Source organism: Streptomyces sp. NPDC057002 (assembly GCF_042673825.1).
GTDB lineage: Bacteria > Actinomycetota > Actinomycetes > Streptomycetales > Streptomycetaceae > Streptomyces.
In genome coordinates this window covers 1,016,167-1,036,501 of record NZ_JBHURZ010000001.1, presented here as the reverse complement: position 1 = coordinate 1,036,501, position 20,335 = coordinate 1,016,167, and the positions used below count along the sequence as shown (strand labels likewise).

The 20,335-nt window shown below is 73.0% G+C and carries 19 protein-coding genes and 1 pseudogene; 11 read left to right on the top strand and 9 right to left on the bottom strand.

What is annotated here, in order from left to right:
• Window positions 1-2: 2 nt before the first annotated feature.
• The gene (locus ACFT32_RS04685; RefSeq protein ID WP_382485817.1) at window positions 3-233 is read right to left on the bottom strand and encodes a hypothetical protein; all 231 of its coding nucleotides are present in this window, start codon (window positions 231-233) and stop codon (window positions 3-5) included.
• A gap of 115 nt (window positions 234-348) precedes the next feature.
• Between ACFT32_RS04685 and ACFT32_RS04680 the strand changes: the two genes are divergently transcribed.
• Window positions 349-1,254: a LysR family transcriptional regulator gene (locus tag ACFT32_RS04680; RefSeq protein ID WP_382485815.1), complete on the top strand. Its 906-nt coding sequence runs from the start codon at window positions 349-351 to the stop codon at window positions 1,252-1,254.
• A 327-nt stretch (window positions 1,255-1,581) separates the two neighbouring features.
• Here ACFT32_RS04680 and ACFT32_RS04675 read toward each other — a convergent pair whose 3' ends face one another.
• Entirely contained in the window at window positions 1,582-2,160 is a 579-nt protein-coding gene (locus ACFT32_RS04675; RefSeq protein ID WP_382485814.1) for a TetR/AcrR family transcriptional regulator, read from the bottom strand.
• Window positions 2,161-2,402: 242 nt separating this feature from the next.
• Between ACFT32_RS04675 and ACFT32_RS04670 the strand changes: the two genes are divergently transcribed.
• From ACFT32_RS04670 to ACFT32_RS04655, 4 genes are read left to right on the top strand one after another with little or no spacing between them, the layout of a single operon-like run.
• Entirely contained in the window at window positions 2,403-2,945 is a 543-nt protein-coding gene (locus tag ACFT32_RS04670; RefSeq protein WP_382485812.1) for a (2Fe-2S)-binding protein, read from the top strand.
• A complete protein-coding gene (locus tag ACFT32_RS04665) occupies window positions 2,942-3,934 on the top strand; it encodes an FAD binding domain-containing protein (RefSeq protein WP_382485810.1) in 993 nt (330 codons plus the stop codon). Before ACFT32_RS04670 ends, ACFT32_RS04665 begins: the two co-directional genes overlap by 4 nt.
• Window positions 3,931-6,045, top strand: coding sequence for a xanthine dehydrogenase family protein molybdopterin-binding subunit (locus tag ACFT32_RS04660; RefSeq protein ID WP_382485808.1), 2,115 nt, complete (start codon window positions 3,931-3,933; stop codon window positions 6,043-6,045). The genes ACFT32_RS04665 and ACFT32_RS04660 overlap by 4 nt, the downstream gene beginning before the upstream one ends.
• Window positions 6,038-7,162, top strand: a complete 1,125-nt coding sequence (locus ACFT32_RS04655; RefSeq protein WP_382485806.1) for an XdhC family protein — start codon at window positions 6,038-6,040, stop codon at window positions 7,160-7,162. The genes ACFT32_RS04660 and ACFT32_RS04655 overlap by 8 nt, the downstream gene beginning before the upstream one ends.
• A gap of 84 nt (window positions 7,163-7,246) precedes the next feature.
• Here the strand turns inward: ACFT32_RS04655 and ACFT32_RS04650 are convergent, their stop codons facing one another.
• Complete coding sequence (locus tag ACFT32_RS04650) at window positions 7,247-7,810, bottom strand: NADPH-dependent FMN reductase (RefSeq protein ID WP_382485804.1); 564 nt, start codon at window positions 7,808-7,810, stop codon at window positions 7,247-7,249.
• A 131-nt stretch (window positions 7,811-7,941) separates the two neighbouring features.
• Here ACFT32_RS04650 and ACFT32_RS04645 point away from each other — a divergent pair, with 131 nt between their 5' ends.
• The 3 genes from ACFT32_RS04645 (at window position 7,942) to ACFT32_RS04635 (ending at window position 11,435) form a co-directional block, all read left to right on the top strand.
• The gene (locus ACFT32_RS04645; RefSeq protein WP_382485803.1) at window positions 7,942-8,610 is read left to right on the top strand and encodes a TetR/AcrR family transcriptional regulator; all 669 of its coding nucleotides are present in this window, start codon (window positions 7,942-7,944) and stop codon (window positions 8,608-8,610) included.
• A gap of 81 nt (window positions 8,611-8,691) precedes the next feature.
• Window positions 8,692-9,741, top strand: coding sequence for a LacI family DNA-binding transcriptional regulator (locus tag ACFT32_RS04640; protein ID WP_382485800.1), 1,050 nt, complete (start codon window positions 8,692-8,694; stop codon window positions 9,739-9,741).
• Window positions 9,742-9,998: 257 nt separating this feature from the next.
• On the top strand, window positions 9,999-11,435 hold the full coding sequence (locus ACFT32_RS04635; RefSeq protein ID WP_382485798.1) for an aldehyde dehydrogenase family protein: 1,437 nt from the start codon (window positions 9,999-10,001) through the stop codon (window positions 11,433-11,435).
• A gap of 113 nt (window positions 11,436-11,548) precedes the next feature.
• On the opposite strand, the gene trxA is transcribed toward ACFT32_RS04635, so the two are convergent.
• Window positions 11,549-11,935, bottom strand: coding sequence for a thioredoxin (trxA, locus tag ACFT32_RS04630; protein ID WP_215116988.1), 387 nt, complete (start codon window positions 11,933-11,935; stop codon window positions 11,549-11,551).
• 119 nt (window positions 11,936-12,054) lie between these two features.
• Between trxA and ACFT32_RS04625 the strand changes: the two genes are divergently transcribed.
• Window positions 12,055-13,485, top strand: a complete 1,431-nt coding sequence (locus tag ACFT32_RS04625) for a dihydrolipoyl dehydrogenase family protein (protein WP_382485796.1) — start codon at window positions 12,055-12,057, stop codon at window positions 13,483-13,485.
• Window positions 13,486-13,546: 61 nt separating this feature from the next.
• Here ACFT32_RS04625 and ACFT32_RS04620 read toward each other — a convergent pair whose 3' ends face one another.
• Window positions 13,547-15,139, bottom strand: coding sequence for an ABC-F family ATP-binding cassette domain-containing protein (locus ACFT32_RS04620; RefSeq protein ID WP_382485794.1), 1,593 nt, complete (start codon window positions 15,137-15,139; stop codon window positions 13,547-13,549).
• A 186-nt stretch (window positions 15,140-15,325) separates the two neighbouring features.
• Window positions 15,326-15,970 (bottom strand): peptide deformylase, encoded by a 645-nt coding sequence (locus ACFT32_RS04615; protein ID WP_382485792.1) that lies wholly within the window; start codon window positions 15,968-15,970, stop codon window positions 15,326-15,328.
• Between the two features lie 179 nt (window positions 15,971-16,149).
• Here ACFT32_RS04615 and ACFT32_RS04610 point away from each other — a divergent pair, with 179 nt between their 5' ends.
• Entirely contained in the window at window positions 16,150-17,559 is a 1,410-nt protein-coding gene (locus ACFT32_RS04610) for a PepSY-associated TM helix domain-containing protein (RefSeq protein ID WP_382485790.1), read from the top strand.
• 100 nt (window positions 17,560-17,659) lie between these two features.
• On the opposite strand, the gene ACFT32_RS04605 is transcribed toward ACFT32_RS04610, so the two are convergent.
• From ACFT32_RS04605 to ACFT32_RS04595, 3 genes and pseudogenes are all read right to left on the bottom strand, one after another.
• Window positions 17,660-18,022, bottom strand: coding sequence for a tetratricopeptide repeat protein (locus tag ACFT32_RS04605; RefSeq protein ID WP_382485788.1), 363 nt, complete (start codon window positions 18,020-18,022; stop codon window positions 17,660-17,662).
• Window positions 18,023-18,072: 50 nt separating this feature from the next.
• Window positions 18,073-18,456, bottom strand: a complete 384-nt coding sequence (locus ACFT32_RS04600) for a MarR family transcriptional regulator (RefSeq protein WP_382485786.1) — start codon at window positions 18,454-18,456, stop codon at window positions 18,073-18,075.
• A pseudogene (locus tag ACFT32_RS04595) lies at window positions 18,455-18,716 on the bottom strand (hypothetical protein); the annotation flags it as partial. The pseudogene ACFT32_RS04595 and the gene ACFT32_RS04600, both read right to left, overlap by 2 nt.
• Before the next feature lie 58 nt (window positions 18,717-18,774).
• Between ACFT32_RS04595 and ACFT32_RS04590 the strand changes: the two are divergent.
• The gene (locus ACFT32_RS04590; protein ID WP_382485785.1) at window positions 18,775-19,740 is read left to right on the top strand and encodes a pirin family protein; all 966 of its coding nucleotides are present in this window, start codon (window positions 18,775-18,777) and stop codon (window positions 19,738-19,740) included.
• Window positions 19,741-20,335 lie beyond the last annotated feature (595 nt).

Sequence of the window (20,335 nt, the reverse complement as noted above, 5' to 3'; positions counted from 1 at the left end):
GCTCAGCGGCTCGCGCTGCCCGACCGCGCCGCAGCGGCCCCGGAGGCCGGCCCGCTGCGGGAGACGACGCGCGTCCCGAAGCCGTCGACGACCCGGACCTGCAGCGAGCCGCACCCGCAGCGCGTCCACTCCGTGCGGCCCGTCGCGGTGGTGTGCCGCGACAGCACCTGGAACGGCTCGCCCCCGTCCGGCCAGCCGCAGTGCGGGCAGGCCGTGGCGTTGGTGCTGGTCATGACTGACTCCTCGTACGTCGTGGCTGGTTGACCGTCGCGACACAGCCAGGGTGCGTCGAGATCTCCGTACACGTCCAGGTTGACTTTGTGCACGCCATTGTGAAGCGTGGACTGCATGATTGACCTGCGCAGGCTGCACGTCCTCAGGGCCGTCTCCCACTACGGCACGGTCACCGCGGCCGCCCGGGCCCTGCACTTCACTCCGTCCGCCGCCTCCCAGCAGATCCGGCAGCTCGCCCGCGACCTGGACGTCGATCTGCTGGAGCCCCAGGGGCGTGGGGTGCGCCTCACTCCGGCAGCCGAGAGCCTGCTGGCGCACGCCGACGCCATCCAGGCCCGCTGGGACCTGGCCGAACTCGATCTACGGGCCGATCACGGAGCGCCCTCCGGGGTGCTGCGCGTGACCGGTTTCCCCGTGGCCATCTCGGTGCTGCTGGCCCCGATGGCGGCCCGGCTGGGCGAGCGGCATCCGCGGCTGTCCGTGCGGATCGCCGAGGTGGGTGTCCCGGAGAGCTTCGACCTGCTCTTCGAGGGGGAGACCGACCTGGCGATCGTCGAGGCCACCCCGCTCAACCCGCCGCTGAGCGACACGCGGTTCGACCAGCGGCCGCTGCTGGACGACCCGTTCGACCTGGTCGTCCCCGAGGGACACCGGCTCGCCGGGCGGGCCCGGGTCGACCTCGCCGAGGCGGCACGCGAGACATGGATCGCGCCGGTGGAGGAGAGCCCCTGCCGCCCGCATGTCCTGTCCGCCTGCGGCGCGGCGGGATTCACCCCCGACGTCGTCCACCACGCCCTGGACTGGAACGTCGCCGCCCACCTCGTCGCCCACCGGCTCGGCGTCGCCCTCGTCCCGCGCCTGGCCCACCTGACCCCGCACCTCCCGATCACCCGGGTCCGCTGCACAGGAAACCCCCACCGCAAGCTCCTGACCTGCACCCGAGGCGGCGGCCACGCCCGCCCGGCGGTCGCCGCGGCCCTCCAGGAACTGCGCGAACTGGCTCCTACGGCGGTCGCCTGAACCCGCCGCCCGCAGCGCGGCATCGTCCTACCCCTGGGCCACCGTCCGCTGAGACGGCCCCCGGCCGCAGCGCATGCCCCGCCCGCGGCCCGGGAGCCGCCTGTGCCCCGGCGCACCCGCTGCGGCGCCTCCACGGCGATTGCCCGCAGACAACGCCCGCGCGCCCCGCCTGCGGCGCGGGCATCGGCTGTGGCCGGGAGCGTCGGTCGGGGCGCAGGCCGGGGTTTCCCGCCGCGGCTCGCCCATCGGCGGTCGCCTGCGGGTGTGCCACCCGCGCGCACTGCCCTCAGCTCATCCCTCGGCCGTCGTCAGGGGCCGAAGGCCTGCTCACCGCCCCGGCGCCCCCACCCGCAGCGCGTCCATGACGAGGTCCAGCAGCCGGGTGGCGCGCGGTTGCCAGTCGGTGTGGGGGTCGATCGTCCAGAGGCCGCCGATCGTGAGGAAGAGATCGTCCGCGGTGATCCCCGGGCGGATGGTGCCGGCCTGCTCGGCGGCGCGCAGCAGCAGTTCGGCCGCCTCCGTCACCGGGGTGTGTCCCGGCTTCGCGGGCTGCCCCGGTGCGCTGGTGGCCTGGCGGATGGCGTCGGCCAGGCCCGCCTTGGCCATGGCGAACCGCGCGAGCCGGTCCATCCACTCGCGCAGCGCCCGGTCCGGCTCCCGGCTCTCGAGCAGCAGTTCGGCGGAGTCGGCGACCTGCTGCATCTCGTGGCGGTAGATCTCCAGGACGAGTGCCTCACGGCTGGGGAAGTGGCGGTAGAAGGTCCCCTGCCCGACGCACGCCTTCTTGGCGATCGAGCTCAGCGGCGCGTCCGCCGAACGCGTCAGTTCGGCCAGTGCCACTTCCAGGATGCGCTCCCGATTGCGCTGCGCGTCCGAGCGCAGGGGAGCGTCCTTCTTCTGCCGCACTCGCCCTCCTCGCGATCCATGGCCGAAACTCGGCCCTTGTTAAGCGGACAATTGTCCGTTACGTTTCCGGGGTAACGGACAACTGTCCGCTTGCTCCATCGTATCGGTGTGCCGTCCGCGCGGACAGCCCGCGACGGCCGCGCGCCGGCCGACCCACCCCGCATCCTGCCCCGTCACGAACCGGCACGGCCACCCGCAGCGCCCCCGCCTCCTGGCCTCGCGACCTGAGAGAGAAGGCTTCCATGCCCCCATCGACGTCCAGCGACCTCACCCTGTCCGTCAACGGCGAGAAGTACACGCTGACCGTCGACCACCGCACCACGCTGCTCGACGCCCTGCGCGAACGACTCGACATGACCGGTACCAAAAAAGGCTGTGATCAGGGCCAGTGCGGTGCGTGCACCGTCCTGGTCGACGGCCGCCGGAGCGTCTCCTGTCTGCAACTGGCCGTGGCGGCCGAAGGGCGCGAGATCACCACCATCGAAGGCGTGGCCGAGGGCGACCGACTGCACCCCGTGCAGCAGGCGTTCCTCGAGCTGGACGGCTACCAGTGCGGCTACTGCACGCCGGGACAGATCTGTTCGGCCATCGCGGTGATCGAGGAGCACGCGGCCGGCTGGCCGAGCGCGGCCACCGACGACGTACGGCCCGAGGCGGGACCACCACCTCTGACGCCGGAGGAGATACGGGAGCGCATGAGCGGCAACCTCTGCCGCTGCGGCGCCTACGTCTCGATCGTCCAGGCCGTGGCCCGGGCCGCCGAGTCCAAGGGGGCGGCGGCATGAGGGAGTTCGGCTACCAGCGGGCCTACGACGTCTCCGGCGCCGTGGAGCTGCTCGACGGCGACCGGGAAGCCCGCTTCCTGGGCGGCGGCACCAACCTGGTCGACCTGATGAAGACCGGCGTCGAACGGCCCGCCCTCCTCGTCGACGTACGCGAACTGCCCCTGAACCGCGTCGAGCCCACCGAGGACGGCGGACTGCGCATCGGGGCGACCGTCACCAACAGCGACCTCGCGGCACACCCCGAAGTCCGGCGCCGTTACCCGGCGTTGGCACAGGCCGTGCTGGCCGGAGCCTCCGGGCAGCTGCGCAACATGGCCACCGTCGGCGGCAATCTGCTCCAGCGCACCCGCTGCGGCTACTTCGCCGACGTCACCGCCCCCTGCAACAAGCGCAGCCCCGGCAGCGGCTGCCCCGCGATCGAGGGCGAGCACCACAACCACGCCGTCCTCGGCGCCTCCGGCCACTGCGTGGCCACCCACCCCTCCGACATGGGCGTGGCCCTGGCCGCCTTCGACGCGACCGTGTCGTACGAGACGGCCAACGGGCCGGGGGAGCTGCCGCTCGCCGACTTCTATCTGCCGGTGGGGGAGACCCCGCATCTGGAGACCGCCCTGCCGCCGGGCGCGCTGATCACCGGCGTCACCCTGCCGCCCGCCCCGGTCGCGGCGCGCTCCCGCTACCGCAAGGTCCGCGAGCGCGCCTCGTACGCCTTCGCCATCGGCTCGATCGCCGCCGCGCTCGACGTCCGGGACGGCGTCGTGCACGACGTGCGCCTGGCCTTCGGGGCCGTCGCCTCCCGCCCCTGGCGGGCCCGCGCGGCCGAGGGCGTCCTGCTCGGCGCACCCGCCGGCGCCGATACCTTCGCGGCCGCGGCGGAGCTCGAACTGGCCGCCGCCAGGCCCCTGCCCCACAACGGATACAAGGTGACCCTGATGCGCAACCTCGTCGTCGCCGTGCTGAGCGAACTCGCCGAGGAGGCCACCCGATGACCACCGCCACCAGGGGCTCCGTCGGTTCCTCGCACACCCGCGTGGAAGGCCGCGACAAGGTCACCGGGGCCGCCCGCTACGCCGGCGAGATCCCGTTCGCCGAACTCGCCCACGGCTGGCTGGTGCTGTCCACCGTCGCCCGCGGCCGCATCCGCGCCATGGACACCGAGGCCGTGCTCGGGATGCCCGGTGTCCTCGCCGTGCTCCATCACGAGAACGCCCCGCGCGTCGACACCGACTACGTCGGGCTGATGGGCATGTCCCCGGACCCGAGCATCGCCCTCTTCCAGCACGACCGGGTGGCCCACCGGGGCTGGCCGGTGGCGCTGGTCGTCGCCGAGACGTCCGAGCAGGCCCGGGAGGCCGCCGAGTCCCTCCAGGTCGACTACGACCAGGAGCCGCACGACGTCGCGTTCTCCGCCGAGCGGGAGAGCGAGGCGTACGCGCTCGACGGCCATATGCCGGGCGTCGTCGAGAAGGGCGACCTGGAGGCCGAGCTCGCGGCGTCCGCCGTCGTGCTGGACGCGGAGTACACCACTCCGGAGGAACACCACAACCCGATGGAGCCGCACGCGGCGACGGCCCGGTGGGAGGGCGGCCGGCTCGAGGTCGTCGACTCCAACCAGGGCACCACCTGGGTCGCCGGCGAGCTGGCCAACCTGTTCTCGCTCGACCCGGCCTCCGTGCGGGTGCGGTCCGAGCACGTCGGCGGCGGCTTCGGCAGCAAGGGTGTGCGTGCGCACCAGGTGGGCGCGGTGATGGCCGCGACCGTTGTGCAGCGCCCGGTCCGGGTCGTCATGACCCGCCGGCAGATGTTCTCGCTCGCCGGGTACCGCAGCCCCACGGCCCAGCGGGTCAGGCTCGGCGCGGACCCGGACGGGCGGCTGCGGGCGCTGGAGCACCGGTCCCTGAACCTCACCTCGGCCGTGCACGAGTTCGTCGAGCCGAGCGCCGCGGCGGGCCGGTCGATGTACGCCGCCGACGCCCACCACACGGCCAGCCGGATCGTCGGGCTCGATGTACCGACCCCGACGTGGATGCGCGCACCGGGCGAGGCTCCGGGCTCGTTCGCGCTGGAGTCGGCGCTCGACGAACTCGCCGAGCGGTGCGGCCTCGACCCGATCGAGCTGCGCGTACGCAACGAGCCCGAGGTGGGCCCGGTGTCCGGGCTGCCGTTCGGCAGCCGCAACCTGATCGCCTGCTTCCGGGAGGGCGCCCGCCGGTTCGGCTGGGCGGACCGGGACCCACGGCCAGGGATGCGCCGCGACGGGCGCTGGCTGCTCGGCACGGGCACCGCCGCCGCTTCCTTCCCCGCCGGAGCCATGCCCTCCACGGCCGCCGTCACCGCGGAGGCGGACGGCACCTTCACGGTGCGGATCAACGCCGCGGACATCGGCACCGGCGCCAGGACCGCGCTCACGCTGGTCGCCGCCGATGCCCTGGACGTGGCGACGGACCGCGTCCGGGTACGCATCGCGAACAGCGACTTCGGCCCGGCGATGATCGCCGGCGGCTCGATGGGCACCCGCTCCTGGGCCTGGGCCGTCGCGGCCGCCGCCGACGAACTGCGCCGGAGTCTCGCACCGGGCGCCGACATCCCGCCGGAGGGCATCACCGTACGGTCGGACACGACCGAGGCCATCGGCGCCCTCGCCCAGAAGGAGCGGCACTCCTTCGGGGCGCAGTTCGCCGAGGTCGCCGTCGACCCGGCCACCGGCGAGGTCCGCGTCCGCCGGATGCTGGGCATCTTCGCGGCAGGCCGGATCGTCAACCCGCTCACCGCCCGCAACCAGTTCGTCGGCGGCATGATCTGGGGCATCTCCATGGCCCTGCACGAGGAGGCCGTACGGGACCGGGCAAGCGGCGGCCTCTACGGCGCCGACCTCGCGGGCTACCACGTCGCCGCGCACGCCGACGTGCCGCACATCGAGGCCGACTGGGTCGACGACCCCGACCCGGACGATCCGGTCGGCATCAAGGGCATCGGCGAGATCGGCATCGTGGGTGCCGCGGCGGCGGTCGCCAACGCCGTGTGGCACGCGACCGGCGTACGTCACCGGAACCTGCCGATCCGGCCCGACCGTGTCCTGCTGGCGGGCGGCGATGCTTGACCTGGCCGGGCCCCTGCACGAGTGGATCGAGGAGGGCCGGGAGTTCGCCGTCGCCACGGTCGTCGCCGTCGGCGGCAGCGCCCCGCGCCCTCCCGGCGCCGCCATGGCCGTCTGCGCCGACGGCACGGTCATCGGCTCGGTCTCCGGGGGCTGTGTGGAAGGAGCGGTGTACGACCTCTGCGTCCAGGCTCTCCAGGAGGGGGAGACGCTCGTCGAGCGGTTCGGCTACAGCGACGAGGACGCCTTCGCCGTCGGTCTGACCTGCGGCGGAATCATCGACGTCATGATCACCCCGTACGACGCCGCCAAGGCACCCCAGACGGCCGCGCTCTCGGCCGCCGCCCGTGGCGAGCCGGTGGCACTCGCCCGGGTGGCCCGGGGACCCGCCGGCCTCCTCGGCCGGGCGGTGCTCGTACGCCCCGACGGCTCGCACGAAGGCGGTCTCGGCGGCACCCCGGACCTCGACCGCACTGCGATCGGCCAGGCCCGCGCCCTGCTGGACACCGGCCGCACGGGCACGGTCGAGCTCTCCGAGGACGGCTCGCACTGCCCGGGCGGTCTCACCCTGCTCGTGGAGTCGGCCGTGCCGCCGCCCCGCATGATCGTCTTCGGCGCGATCGACTTCGCGGCGGCCCTGGTGCGGGCGGGCAAGCTCCTCGGCCATCACGTCACCGTGTGCGACGCCCGCCCCGTCTTCGCCACCCGGGCCCGCTTCCCCGACGCCGACGAGGTCGTCGTGGACTGGCCCCACCGCTATCTGCGGTCGACGGAGACCGACGGGCGCACGGTGCTGTGCGTGCTCACCCACGACGCGAAGTTCGACGTGCCCCTGCTGACGGAGGCCCTGCGGCTGCCGGTCGCCTACGTCGGTGCCATGGGCTCCCGCCGCACCCACCGCGACCGCAACCGGCGCCTGCGGGAAGCGGGCGTCGGCGAGCGCGAGCTGGCCCGGCTGAGGTCGCCGATCGGACTGGACCTGGGCGCCCGTACGCCCGAGGAGACCGCCGTGTCCATCGCGGCGGAGATCGTCGCGGCACGGCGCGGCGGGACGGGCCTGCCGCTCACCGGCTCGGGGACTCCGATCCACCGGGCCGAGCAGCTGCCCCGAGCGGTCTGAGACCGTCGGGAACACGCCGAAGGGGCCGCAGCAGGCAACGGCTGCGGCCCCTCCTCGGCACCTCGGCACCGGTCGTGCGACGGGTCAGGCGGCGGCCGGCTCCGTGGCCTGGCCGTGCAGACGGGTGATGACCTCGGTCAGCTGCGCGGCGACCTCGGCGTCGTCGGCCGGGTGGGTCTCGGCGAAGCGGGTCAGCGAGCCGGGGATGGACACCTTGACGTCCTCCAGCACCTTGGCGCCGGCGATACCGGCGGACTTGCGGGTCTCGTCGTGCGCCCAGACACCGCCGAACTGGCCGAAGGCGGTGCCGACCACGGCGACGGGCAGGCCGCTGAGGGCGCCGGCGCCGTACGGGCGGGACAGCCAGTCGATGGCGTTCTTCAGGACGGCCGGGATGGTGCCGTTGTACTCGGGCGTGAACAGGATCAGGCCGTCGGCCGCCTCGGCGGCCTCGCGCAGCTTCACGGCGGCGGCCGGAACGGTGCCCTCGACGTCGATGTCCTCGTTGTAGAAGGGGATCTCGGCGAGGCCCTCGAAGAGGTTCACCTCGGCACCCTCGGGGGCGAGCTTGACGGCCGCCTCGGCGAGCTGGCGGTTGTGCGACCCGGCGCGAAGGCTGCCGACGAGCGCGAGGATGCGAACAGACATGCTGACTCCCACGTAGAGAAAGACTGCTGCGAAACACAGCCGTTACGATCCGGACCGAGGTCCGTTTATTGTTTCTAGCATCCTAACCGGACCGCGGTCCAGTTTTGTTCCCGATGCTTTACGCTGGCTTCATGTCCACCGCCCCGCCCCCCTTCCCGACGCCCCAGGAGCCCGTCGCCCTTCCCGAGCTGCTCCAGCTCGAGGACGCCCCGGAGGCCGACGAGCCGTGCCTGCGGGCCGACGCCGCGCGCAACCGGGCCCGGCTGCTGGAGGCCGCCGGGCGGCTGGTGGCGGAGCGCGGCGCCGACGCCGTCACGATGGAGGCGGTGGCCGCGGCGGCCTGCGTCGGCAAGGGCACGGTCTTCCGCCGGTTCGGCGACCGCACCGGTCTGCTGACGGCGCTGCTCGACCACTCCGAGAAGAAGTTCCAGGCCGCGTTCCTCAGCGGCCCGCCGCCGCTCGGACCCGGCGCGCCGCCCGTGGAGCGGCTGCGGGCGTTCGGCTGCGCGATGCTGCACCGGTCGACCGAAGATCTGGAGCTGCAACTGGCGGCAGAGCCGGGTGCGAACCGCCGCTTCATCAGCCCGGCGCGCAGCGTGCTGCGCCACCATGTGGCCGTGCTCCTGCGTCAGGCGATCCCCGACGCGGACTGCGAACTCCTCTCCCACACCCTGATGGGCCAGCTCGACCCGGCCCTGATCCACCACCTGACCAAGCAGTGCGGGATACCCCTGGCCCGCCTCGAGGAGGCGTGGACCGACCTGGTCGACCGGCTGACGGGCACGGAATCCACCCCCTAGAGGCGCCCGCCGCCCTCCGTGAACGCTCACGGCTTCGTCACAACTCCCCCGCCGGAAGCGCGCATTGAGGCTTCTGCCAAGATGCCGTACGTCATGGTGCAGATACCGAAAACGCCCGCGCCCCCGTCCCCCGCACCGATGCGCTCCGTGCCCACGAGCGCCGATGTGGCCCGCCTGGCCGGCGTCTCGCGCGCGACCGTCTCCTACGTCCTCAACAACACCAGCGCCGTACGGATCAGCGAGCCCACCCGCCGCCGGGTCCACCAGGCAGCGAAGGAACTCGGGTACGTGCCGCACGCGGCCGCCCGCTCCTTGCGCGCCGGGCACAGCCGTATGGTCCTGATCCCCGCGCCGACCTTCCCCGTCGGCCCGCTCTACAGCCGGTTCCTCAGCGACCTCCAGGTCGCGCTCGGCGGCCTGGACTACACGGTCGTGCAGTACGGCACCGGCGGCCCGCACGGCGACGACGCCGCCCGCGCCTGGGCCGAACTGCGGCCCGTGGCCGTGCTGGTGCCCGGTTCCGGACTCGGTCCGCGCGGGGTGGCCGTGCTCAAACGCTCCGGGGCACGGGCCGTCGTCACCCTCGGTCCCGAGACCATCGAGGGCGCGCACGCCCTGCTCATGGACCACGATGTCGTCGGCTACAGCGCGGGCGCCCACCTCTACGACCGCGGCCGCCGCCGGATCGGCGTCGTCGTCCCGCAGGAGCCCGGCCTCGATGCGTTCTCAGCGCCCCGGCTCGACGGTGTACGCCAGTCCCTGCGGGGCACCGACGCCACCGTGACCGAACTGCCCCTCGCCCACGAGGAACAGGCCGCGGCGCGCCTCGCCGCCCGCTGGCGGACCCTCGGCCTGGACGCCGTGTTCACCTACAACGACGAGTACGCGATGCTCCTGATGCGGGCCCTGCAGGACGAGGGCATCCGCATCCCGGAGGAGACGGCCGTGGTCGGCGCCGACGATCTGATGCTCGGCCGGCTGCTGCGGCCGCGGCTGAGCACCGTCCACCTCGAACTGCCCTCCGGCCGTGAACTCGCCGAACTGGTCGACCGCGCCGTGCGCAAGCCCGGGACCGAACCCGAGACGCACAAGGTGCTGGGCGCGACGGTGCTGCACCGCGACTCGAGTTGACCCGACCGGAAGACAACTCCCCGGCGGACGGCCGGAATTATCCGGCCCCCCGGCCGACGGCAGGCGGCACCGGTCATCGCCCCGCGCATGACTAGGATGTTGCATCATCAACAAAATGGGGGCGCGTGCGAACGCGGCCGCAGCACACACGGCTGCCCCGGATCGCCGCGCCCCGCCCTGTGACCGCCGAACCGGCCCAGTTCTGACGGGAGTTCACACATCCCGTACGCCGGTGACCGATCGATCGGAGAGCCGTCATGCCGCTGCTCGACACCAGGACCTGGCAGCCCTACGCCCTCGCGGGGCCCGGGTACACCGTCACCGAGCCCGCCACCGGCCAAGCCCTCGGCCCCCTCGCCCTCGCCACCCCCGAGGACGTAGGCGCCGCCGCCGGGCGCGCGGCCGCCGCCCAGCGCGAGTGGGCCCGCGCCCCGCACTTCGCCCGCGCCGCCGTACTCCGCAAGGCCGGCGACCTGTTCACCGCGCACGCCGCCGAACTGCGCGAATGGATCGTCCGCGAGTCCGGGTCCGTCCCCGGCAAGGCCGACTTCGAACTGCACGTCGCCGCCCAGGAGTGCTACGAGGCCGCCGCGCTCGCCTCCCGCCCGGCGGGCCAGGTCCTGACCAGCGAGGCGCCGCGCCTGTCGTACACGCGGCGTGTCCCGGCCGGGGTGGTGGGCGTCATCTCACCGTTCAACGCCCCGCTGATCCTGTCCATCCGCTCCGTCGCGCCCGCCCTCGCCCTGGGCAACGCGGTCCTCCTCAAGCCGGACCCGCGCACCGCCGTCTGCGGTGGACTGTCCCTCGCGGCGGTCCTCGCCGCCGCGGGCCTGCCGCAGGACCTGCTGCACGTGCTCCCCGGCGGCCCGGACGCCGGACAGGCCCTGGTCTCCGACCCGCGTGTGCCGGTCATCTCCTTCACCGGCTCCACCGCCGCCGGACGGGCCGTCGGCGAGGCCGCGGGCCGTCACCTCAAGCGGGCCCACCTGGAGCTGGGCGGCAACTCGGCCATGATCGTGCTGGCGGACGCCGACCTCGACGCGGTGATCTCCACCGCCGCCTGGGGCTCGTTCTTCCACCAGGGGCAGATCTGCATGACGACCGGACGCCACCTGGTGCACGCGTCCCTGTACGACGAGTACGTCGAGCGGCTGGCCGCCAAGGCGGACTCCCTCGCCGTCGGCGACCCGTACCGCGACCAGGTCCACCTGGGCCCCATCATCGACTCCGGCCAGCTCGCCAAGATCAGCGGCCTGGTCGAGTCCAGCAGGGCGGCGGGCGCCAAGATCGCCGCGGGCGGCACACACGACCGGCTCTTCTACCGGCCCACCGTCCTCGCCCATGTCGACGAGCGCACCCCGGCGTACACGGAGGAGGTCTTCGGCCCGGTGGCGCCCGTCCGCTCCTTCACCACCGCCGACGAGGCGGCGGCCCTGGCCGCGCAGGGCCCGTACGGTCTCTCCCTGGGCATCGTCACCAGGGACACGGCCCGCGGCCTGGACCTCGCCGAGCGCATACCGACCGGCATCGTCCACATCAACGACCAGACCGTGAACGACGAGGCCGTGGCGCCGTTCGGCGGGGTGGCCGCCTCCGGCACCGGCGCCCGGTTCGGCGGCGAGGCCAATCTGGAGGCCTTCACCGAACTGCGCTGGACGACGGTACGCGGAGACGTGGCCCCGTACCCCTTCTAGGCCGGGCGTGGCTCCCGGGCCCGGACACGACCTGGGGCCGGGCCCGGCCCAGCAGGCCAGGCCCGGCCCCGGGGCCGGTTGCGCGGGGGGGGCGTCCGATCGCCCCGGGCGGCTTACTCGGTCCCCTGCGGCTGCTGGGCCTGCTGCTCGGCGACGGCCTTGCGGACCTCGTCCATGTCCAGACCCCGTGCCTGGCCGATGACGTCGGTCAGGGCGGCCTCGGGCAGGGCACCCGGCTGGGCGAACACGGCGACCTGATCCCGGACGATCATCAGCGTGGGAATCGACTGGATACCGAAGGCCGCGGCCAGCTCCGGCTGCGCCTCGGTGTCCACCTTGCCGAACACCAGGTCCGGGTTCTCCTCCGCCGCCTTCTCGTAGACCGGGGCGAACTGCTTGCACGGCCCGCACCAGGACGCCCAGAAGTCGATCAAAACGAACTCGTTGTCCGTGACCGTCTGGTCGAAGTTCTCCTTGGTGAGCTCCACGGTGCTGCTCATGGTGTAAATCCCTCTTCCTGGTGTGGGGGCAAACCGTCGGCACAACACGGCCGACCTGGTAGGTATTCCGCGCCCCTACCCGTGTGGCCAGGGCGCACACCACCCACCAGACTGACCCCATGACGGAAACGGAAACCAACGTGTACGACGTCGTGGTGCTCGGGGCCGGGCCCGTGGGGGAGAACGTCGCCGACCGCACCCGCGCGGCCGGTCTGACCACCGCGGTCGTGGAGAGCGAACTGGTCGGCGGCGAGTGCTCGTACTGGGCCTGCACCCCCAGCAAGGCCCTGCTGCGGCCGGTCATCGCCCGCGCCGAGGCCCGCCGGGTACCCGGCCTGCGCCAGTCGGTCCAGGGCCCCCTCGACGCCTCCGCGGTCCTCGCCCACCGGGACTACTACACCGCCCACTGGAAGGACGACGGCCAGGTCCGGTGGCTCGACGGCACCGGCGCCGACCTGTACCGCGGCCACGGACGGCTCACGGGCCCCCGCACGGTGACGGTCACCGGCCCCGACGGCGCCGAGCACCTCCTGACCGCCCGGCACGCCGTCGCCGTCTGCACCGGCAGCCGCGCGTCCCTGCCCGAGCTGCCCGGACTCGACGAGGTCCGGCCGTGGACCAGCCGGGAGGCCACCAGCTCCCCGAGCGTGCCCGGCCGGCTGATCGTGGTCGGCGGCGGCGTGGTCGCCACCGAGATGGCCACGGTCTGGCAGGCCCTCGGCTCCGAGGTCACCATGCTGGTCCGCGGCAAGGGACTGCTTCCCCGGATGGAGCCCTTCGCCGGAGAACTGATCGCCGAGGCGCTCACCGAGGCCGGCACGGACGTCCGCACCGGCACGTCGGTCGAATCGGTGACCCGCGAGGGCATCGTCGTGTCCGTCACCACCGACGCGGGCGACCGCATCGAGGCCGACGAGATCCTCTTCGCCATCGGCCGCGCGCCGCGCACCGACGACATCGGCCTGGAGACGATCGGCCTGGACCCCGGCTCCTGGCTGCCGGTCGACGACAGCCTCCGCGTCACCGGCCACGACTGGCTGTACGCGGTCGGCGACGTCAACCACCGCGCCCTGCTCACCCACCAGGGCAAGTACCAGGCGCGCATCGCGGGCGCCGCCATCGCCGCGCGGGCCACGGGAGAAACGCTCCTCGCCGAGCCCTGGGGCGCCCACGCCGCGACAGCCGACCACGCGACCGTCCCCCAGGTCGTCTTCACCGACCCGGAGGCGGCCGCGGTGGGCCTGTCCCTGGCCGAGGCGGAACAGGCCGGCCACCGCGTGAAGGCCGTCGACGTCGACCTGTCCTCCGTCGCCGGGGCCGGCCTGTACGCCGACGGCTACAAGGGCCGCGCCCGCATGGTCGTCGACCTCGAGGGCGAGATCCTGCGCGGCGTGACCCTCGTAGGCCCGGGCGTCGGCGAACTCATCCACTCCGCGACGATCGCCGTGGCCGGCGAGGTCCCGGTCAGCCGCCTGTGGCACGCGGTCCCGTCCTATCCGACGATCAGCGAGGTGTGGCTCCGGCTGCTGGAGGCGTACCGGGACGCCTGACCGGCCCCGCCCGGGCGGGCGGCGGGCCCGCCCGGAGGCCACCGGTCGCCGCCGGACCGGGTCACGCGTGCGCGGGCACCACCAACTCCCGGTAGTCGTCGCTCCACAGGTCCTCCTCCGCCTCGGGCAGCAGCAGCACCCGGTCCGGCCGCAGCGCGTCCACCGCCCCCTCGTCGTGGGTGACCATGACGATCGCGCCCGGGTAGGTGCCCACCGCGGCCAGGACCTCGGCGCGGGAGGCCGGGTCCAGGTTGTTGGTGGGCTCGTCCAGGAGCAGGACGTTGGCGCCCGAGTGCACCAGGCCGGCGAGGGCGAGCCGGGTCTTCTCGCCGCCGGAGAGGACGCCGACACGCTTGCCCGTGTCGTCGCCGGTGAACAGGAACGAGCCCAGGACCTGGCGGGCTTCGCCGTCGGTGAGGTGCGGGGCGGCACCGGCCAGGTGCTCGCGCACCGTCAGCTCCGGGTCCAGCGTGTCGTGTTCCTGGGCGAAGTAGCCGAGCCGCAGCCCGTGCCCGTGGACCACCCGGCCGCTGTCGGGTGTGTCCCGACCCGCGAGGATGCGCAACAGGGTCGTCTTTCCCGCGCCGTTGGGGCCGAGAACGACCAGGCGGCTGCCCCGGTCGAGGGCCAGATCCACCCCCCGCAGGACGTGCTGTCCGCCGTACGACCTGGTGAGGCTCACGGCGCCGAGCGGGATCCGGCCGCAGGGCGCCGGCTCGGGCAGCCGGATCCTGGCCGTCTTCTCGGCGCGCCGGGCCGGTTCGAGGTCGGCGAGCATACGGTCGGCGCGGCGGGCCATGTTCCGGGCGGCCACCGCGGTCGACACCCGGGCCCGCATCCGGCCGGCCTGGGCGTGCAACGACGCCGCCTTGCGCTCGGCGTTCGCCCGCTCGCGGGCCCGTCGCCGCTCGTCGGCGTCCCGCTGGGCCAGATAGGCGTCCCAGCCGGTGTTGTGGACGTCCAGCGCGGCCCGCCCCGGGTCCAGGTGGAACACCCGGTTCACGGTGCCGGCCAGCAGGGACGTGTCGTGGCTGATCATCACAAGCCCGCCCTGATGGCTCGCGAGGAACCCGCGCAGCCAGGCGACCGAGTCCGCGTCCAGGTGGTTCGTCGGCTCGTCCAGCAGCAGGGTGCCGTGCCCGGCGAACAGGATGCGGGCCAGTTCCACGCGCCGGCGCTGACCGCCCGACAGGGCGCTGAGCGGCCGGTCCATCAGGCCCGCCGGCAGCCCGACCCCGGCGGCGACCCGGGCGGCCTCCGCCTCGGCCGCGTAGCCGCCGCGCGCCTGGAACTCGGCCTCGGCCCGCACATAGGCGTTCATCGACCGCTCCGCGCCGTCGGCCATCGCGGCCTCGGCGCGGCGCAGCTCCCGCACGGCGCGGTCCAGGCCGCGCGCGGACAGGATCCGGTCGGTGACGGTGACCGACTGGTCGGCCGCGCGGGAGTCCTGCGGGAGATGGCCGACGTCGCCGGTGCGGGCGACCGTTCCGGCGGCGGGCTGCAGGACGCCCGCCAGGGTGTGCAACAGGGTGGTTTTTCCCGCGCCGTTACGGCCGACCAGGCCGATGCGGTCGCCGGGGGAGACGTGGAGGGAGACGCCGGCCAGCAGCAGACGCGCGCCCACGCGCACGTCGACGTCACGAACGGTGATCATGAGAAAACGCTCCGAAGGAGAATTCCGATCAGGAATTCCGATCAGGAATTCCGATCAAAAATTCCGAATCAGCAAGAGGACACACGGGTGGCGTGGAAGCGGGTCCTCGGCTAGGAAATTCGGGGCGTAGACATGGGAATCACGGTAACGGAGGCGCCCCGCAGGACGCCTCCGGTTTTCTGTGCCCTACGGCAGCTCGAACCCGAGGGCCCGAGCGGCCTCCTCCGGCGTCGGCTGAGCCCAGCGCTCCGCCATCGCCAGGTTGGACGCCAGCGAACGCGGCTCGGCCCGGTCCAGATACAGGGCGCCGTCGAGGTGGTCCGTCTCGTGCTGCACGATCCGTGCGGGCCAGCCGGAGAACACCTCGTCCAGCGCGCGCCCGTGCTCGTCCTGCCCGGTCAGCCGCACCTCTGCGTGGCGTGCCACCACCGCCTGCCAGCCCGGCACGCTCAGACAGCCCTCGAAGAACGCTGCCCGCGCGTCGCCGACGGGCTCATAGACGGGATTGACCAGCACCCGGAAGGGCTGCGGCACCCGCCCGCGCGCCAGACGCACCTCGTCCGGCACCGGAGCGGGATCCTCGATCACCGCGATCCTGAGCGGCACCCCGACCTGGGGCGCCGCGAGACCGACCCCCGGCGCCGCGTGCATGGTGACCCGCAGGGCCTCGACGAACCGGGCCAGCAGCGCGGGCTCCAGCTGACCGTCGTACGGCTCGGTGCCCCGCCGCAGCACCGGGTCCCCGGCCGCGACGATGGTCAACGGGACGCCTTCCGCGAGGAGTTCCTCGACCCGCTCGGCCAGCGGTGCGCGATCACTCGGAGTTCCCATCGCGTCAGGATGGCACGGCACCCTCCCCGCTCGCGTGACGCACGTCACATGCGCTCGTCGGGAACTGAACGCCCCGCCGCTCCGACTACTGCACCGCAACAACCCCCACCGCACCGCGAACGATCACCACCGCACCGCACCGCAACGGCCAAGAAGACGTCCCCCGGAGAAGCCCGCCGATGACCACCGCTCCCTCGACCACCACGGACGAGGCCCCGCAGCCAGCCACCCCGGCACCGTCGAAGAGCAGTTGGGCCCCCTTGCGCCCACTGGTGCTTCGCCTGCACTTCTACGCCGGGGTGCTGGTGGCGCCGTTCCTCCTCGTCGCCGCCGTCACCGGCCTGCTGTACGCCGCCTCCTTCCAGGCCGAGAAGATCGTGTACGACCACGAACTGACCGTCCCCGTCGGCGAGCGGAAGCTGCCGATCAGCGAGCAGGTGGCCGCCGCCCGCAAGGCCCACCCCGAGGGCACCATCTCGGCCGTACGCCCCTCACCCGAGGCGGACGCGACGACCAGGGTCATGCTGTCCGGCGTCCCGGGCGTCGACGAGGGCCACGCGCTCGCCGTGTTCGTCGACCCCTACACCGCGAAGGTGCGCGGCTCCCTCGAGCAGTACGGCTCGACCGGCGCGCTGCCGCTGCGCACCTGGATCGACGAGTTCCACCGTGACCTCCACCTGGGCGAGACAGGGCGGCTGTACAGCGAGCTGGCGGCCAGCTGGCTGGGGGTGATCTCGGCCGGCGGGCTGGTGCTGTGGTTCTCCCGCCGCCGTGCCCTGCGCAAGGTGCGGGGGACGAACGGGCGGCGCCGCACGCTCGGACTGCACGGCAGCGTCGGCGTCTGGGCGGCCACCGGGTTCTTCTTCCTCTCGGCGACCGGTCTCACCTGGTCGGCCTACGCCGGGGCCAACATCGACGAGCTGCGCACCTCGCTGGGCCACGCCACCCCGTCGGTGTCGGCGGCGGCGGGCGGTGAACACGCCGGCCACGGCTCCGCGGCCGGGCAGGCGGGAGACGCCGCGCACGGCGTGGGCCTGGACAAGGTTCTGGCGGCGGCGCGGGCCGAGGGCCTCGGCGATCCGGTGGAGATCGTCCCGCCGGCCGATGCGACCTCGGCGTACGTCGTCAAGCAGGTACAGCGCAGCTGGCCCGAGAAGCAGGACTCCGTCGCGATCGACCCGTCCAACGGCGAGGTCATGGACGTACTGCGGTTCGCCGACTACCCCCTGCTCGCGAAGCTCACCCGGTGGGGCATCGACCTGCACACCGGCATCCTGTTCGGCCTGGCCAACCAGATCGTGCTGATGCTGCTCACGCTCTCCCTGATCCTGCTGATCGTGTGGGGCTACCGCATGTGGTGGCAGCGCGGCCGCGGCTCCGCCTTCGGCCGGCCGATCCCGCGCGGCGCCTGGCAGCAGGTACCGCCGCAGATCCTGGTCCCGCTGCTCGCCGGGGTCGCCGTGCTCGGCTACTTCCTGCCGCTCTTCGGAATCCCGCTGGCGGCCTTCCTGGCCGTCGACATCGTCCTGGGCGAGATCGCCTACCGACGGGGACGGCGGTCGTACGGAACCGGGACACCGGCGCGGTAGCGGACGGCCCGCCGACACCGGTGCCCGGCTCCGCACGGAGCCGGGCACCGTCCGTGCCACCGGCGGTCAGCGCTGCTCGGGCCAGGCGCGAGCAGCGAAGTCACCCGCGAGTATCGAAGCCACCCGCGAGCGCCGAGGCGATCCGCAGGTGCGACTCCGCCTCCTCGTACCGCCCCTGCCGCTGGAGCGTGCGGCCGAGCATCAGCCGGGCATAGTGCTCGACGGGGTCGCGCTCTACGATCGTCCGCAACTCGGTCTCCGCACGCCACAGTTGGGCCGAGTGGTAGTAGGAACGCGCCAGCAGCAGCCGCGGCCCGGTCTGCTCGGGCACCTCCTCGACCAGCCCCACCAGGACGCGCGCGGCGGCGGCGTAGTCCTTGGCGTCGAAGAACAACCGAGCGCGCTCCCAGCGCTCCGCCGGTGTTCCATGGGCGTAGTAGGTGGTGTCGTAGGTCGTGTTCACTCGGAGCCTCCTTCGAGGCCGACAACCGGGCCGGTCGGTTCAATATTCCACTACTTAGGCAGGCCGCTGGTCGGCAGGTCGGCAAGGTCGGCAAGGTCGGCCAGGGCGGCCAGCTCGGAGTCGGCCCGCTCGGTGATCAGGCTGAGCACCCGGCCGGCGACGGCCAGGTCCTCCGCCGGGATGCCGTCGTAGATCCGGCCGGTGATGGGCGCCGTCTCGCCGGAGGTCCTGTCGTAGAGTTCCCGCCCGGCGTCCGTGATCCGCATGCCCGATGCCTCGTCCGGGGTCAGCAGCCGCGCGGCGGTCAGCTCGTCGATCACTCCGTGCACTTCCGTCGCGTCGATCTTCAGCGCCCCGGTGACCCCGTCGACGAGCTGCTCGCGCCTCACCGGGCCGTCGGCGACGGCCGCGAGCCGGAGGGTGACGGACTGCAAGCGGTGCGTCGAGCAAGGCCGTCAGGTCGCGCGCGAACTCCCTTGTGCGCGCGCTGTCGAGACCGCCGAGCGGCTCCCCGGGTGCGTTCCAGGAGGCCGGCGGTCTCCAGTGCGCGGGCGAGCTTCGACAGGTAGAGCGGCTCGAGTCCGGTGTGGTCGACGGCCACCCGCCACTTAATCGACAGCCGCCACACCAGGAACCCGGGCGTCGCGCCTTCAGGTGTGTGCTCAGGGGGTGTCCAGGGGAGGGCCGCCCGGATGACGCAGTGGCGGGGTGACGCGCTGACGCGAGACCTCCCGCCGGACTAGGTTGTGGCCATGAGCAATCTTGAGCGCGAGGCGGCCCCCGCTCTCTGCGGTGGCCGGGGCTTCGTGGTGGCGGAGCCGGTGCGTGAACTCCTCAGTCCCCGGCGCGTCAAACTGGGCGAGTCCAGCGAGGTCCGCCGGCTGCTGCCCAACCTCGGCCGCCGGATGGTCGGGGCCTGGTGCTTCGTCGACCACTACGGGCCCGACGACATCGCCGAAGAACCCGGCATGCAGGTGCCGCCGCATCCCCACATGGGGCTGCAGACGGTGAGCTGGCTGCACGAGGGGGAGGTGCTGCACCGCGACTCCACCGGCAGCCTCCAGACGATCCGCCCGCGCGAACTGGGCCTGATGACCTCCGGCCGGGCGATCAGCCACTCCGAGGAGAGCCCTCGCCCGCATGCCCGTTTCCTGCACGGTGCGCAGCTGTGGGTCGCCCTTCCGGACGGCCACCGCCACACCGACCCGCGCTTCGAACACCACGCCGACCTGCCGGTCGTCACGGCACCCGGCATCGAGGCCACGCTGATCCTCGGCGAACTGGACGGCGCGACCTCGCCCGGCACGGCGTTCACCCCGATCGTCGGCGCCGACCTGTCCCTGACCCGAGGCGCGGACGTACGCCTCCCTCTGGAACCGGACTTCGAGTACGCCGTCCTGTCCATGTCCGGCGAAGCCCACGTGGACGGCGTCCCGGTCCTGCCAGGCTCGATGCTCTACCTCGGCTGCGGCCGCAGCGAACTGCCCCTGCGGGCGGAGTCGGACGCGAGCCTGATGCTCCTGGGCGGCGAGCCGTTCGAGGAGGAGCTGATCATGTTCTGGAACTGGATCGGGCGATCTCAGGAAGAGATCGTACAGGCGCGTCAGGACTGGATGGAAGGGTCGCGGTTCGGCGAGGTGAAGGGGTACGACGGGGCTCCACTGCCGGCCCCTGAACTGCCGGCGGTGGCGCTGAAGCCGCGGGGAAGGGTGCGCTGACCTGCAGGAATGTCTGAAGTCGCGCGGTTGACGAGCGGGAGGCGGCCGGACCCTGCTTCCCGCTCTTGGATCACTGGCGGGAGCGCGGCCAAGTACGTGTCGGGAGTGGTTTCGGGTGGCGGACGATTCCACGGTGTGGCCGTCTGTGGGCGTCTGTGGCAGGACGGTTGCTGACCTGATGCTGACTTTCCTGACGCCTAGTCAGTTGCCGCAAGGCTGCTCTCTTCGCAGCTCCGTCGAGTCCGGCGGTGTTTGCAGGTTCAGTGTTGGCCGGACTGATGCTGACTATGGGGCTGAGGGCGGTCTCGCCTGGACCGAGGCGCGAGGCCTTCTCCGTGTGACGTTGTAGGGAGACGACAAGACTGGCGTTTGCCGTATGGCGCTTCTCGAAGAATGCCGCAGAGGCGGCTGAGCGGTACCAGCAGGTTCTTCGTCTGCGGGTGGTACACGAGCAGTACCCGCGCTGACCTGCAGTGACGGTGCGGTACCGGTGGGCGGTTGAGGCTATGGTCCGCGTATGGCCCGGATCTTGGTCTCGGACGAGTGATCCGAGCCGCCCGCTCACCGACGCAGCTGCCGCTGGTAGTCAAGGAAG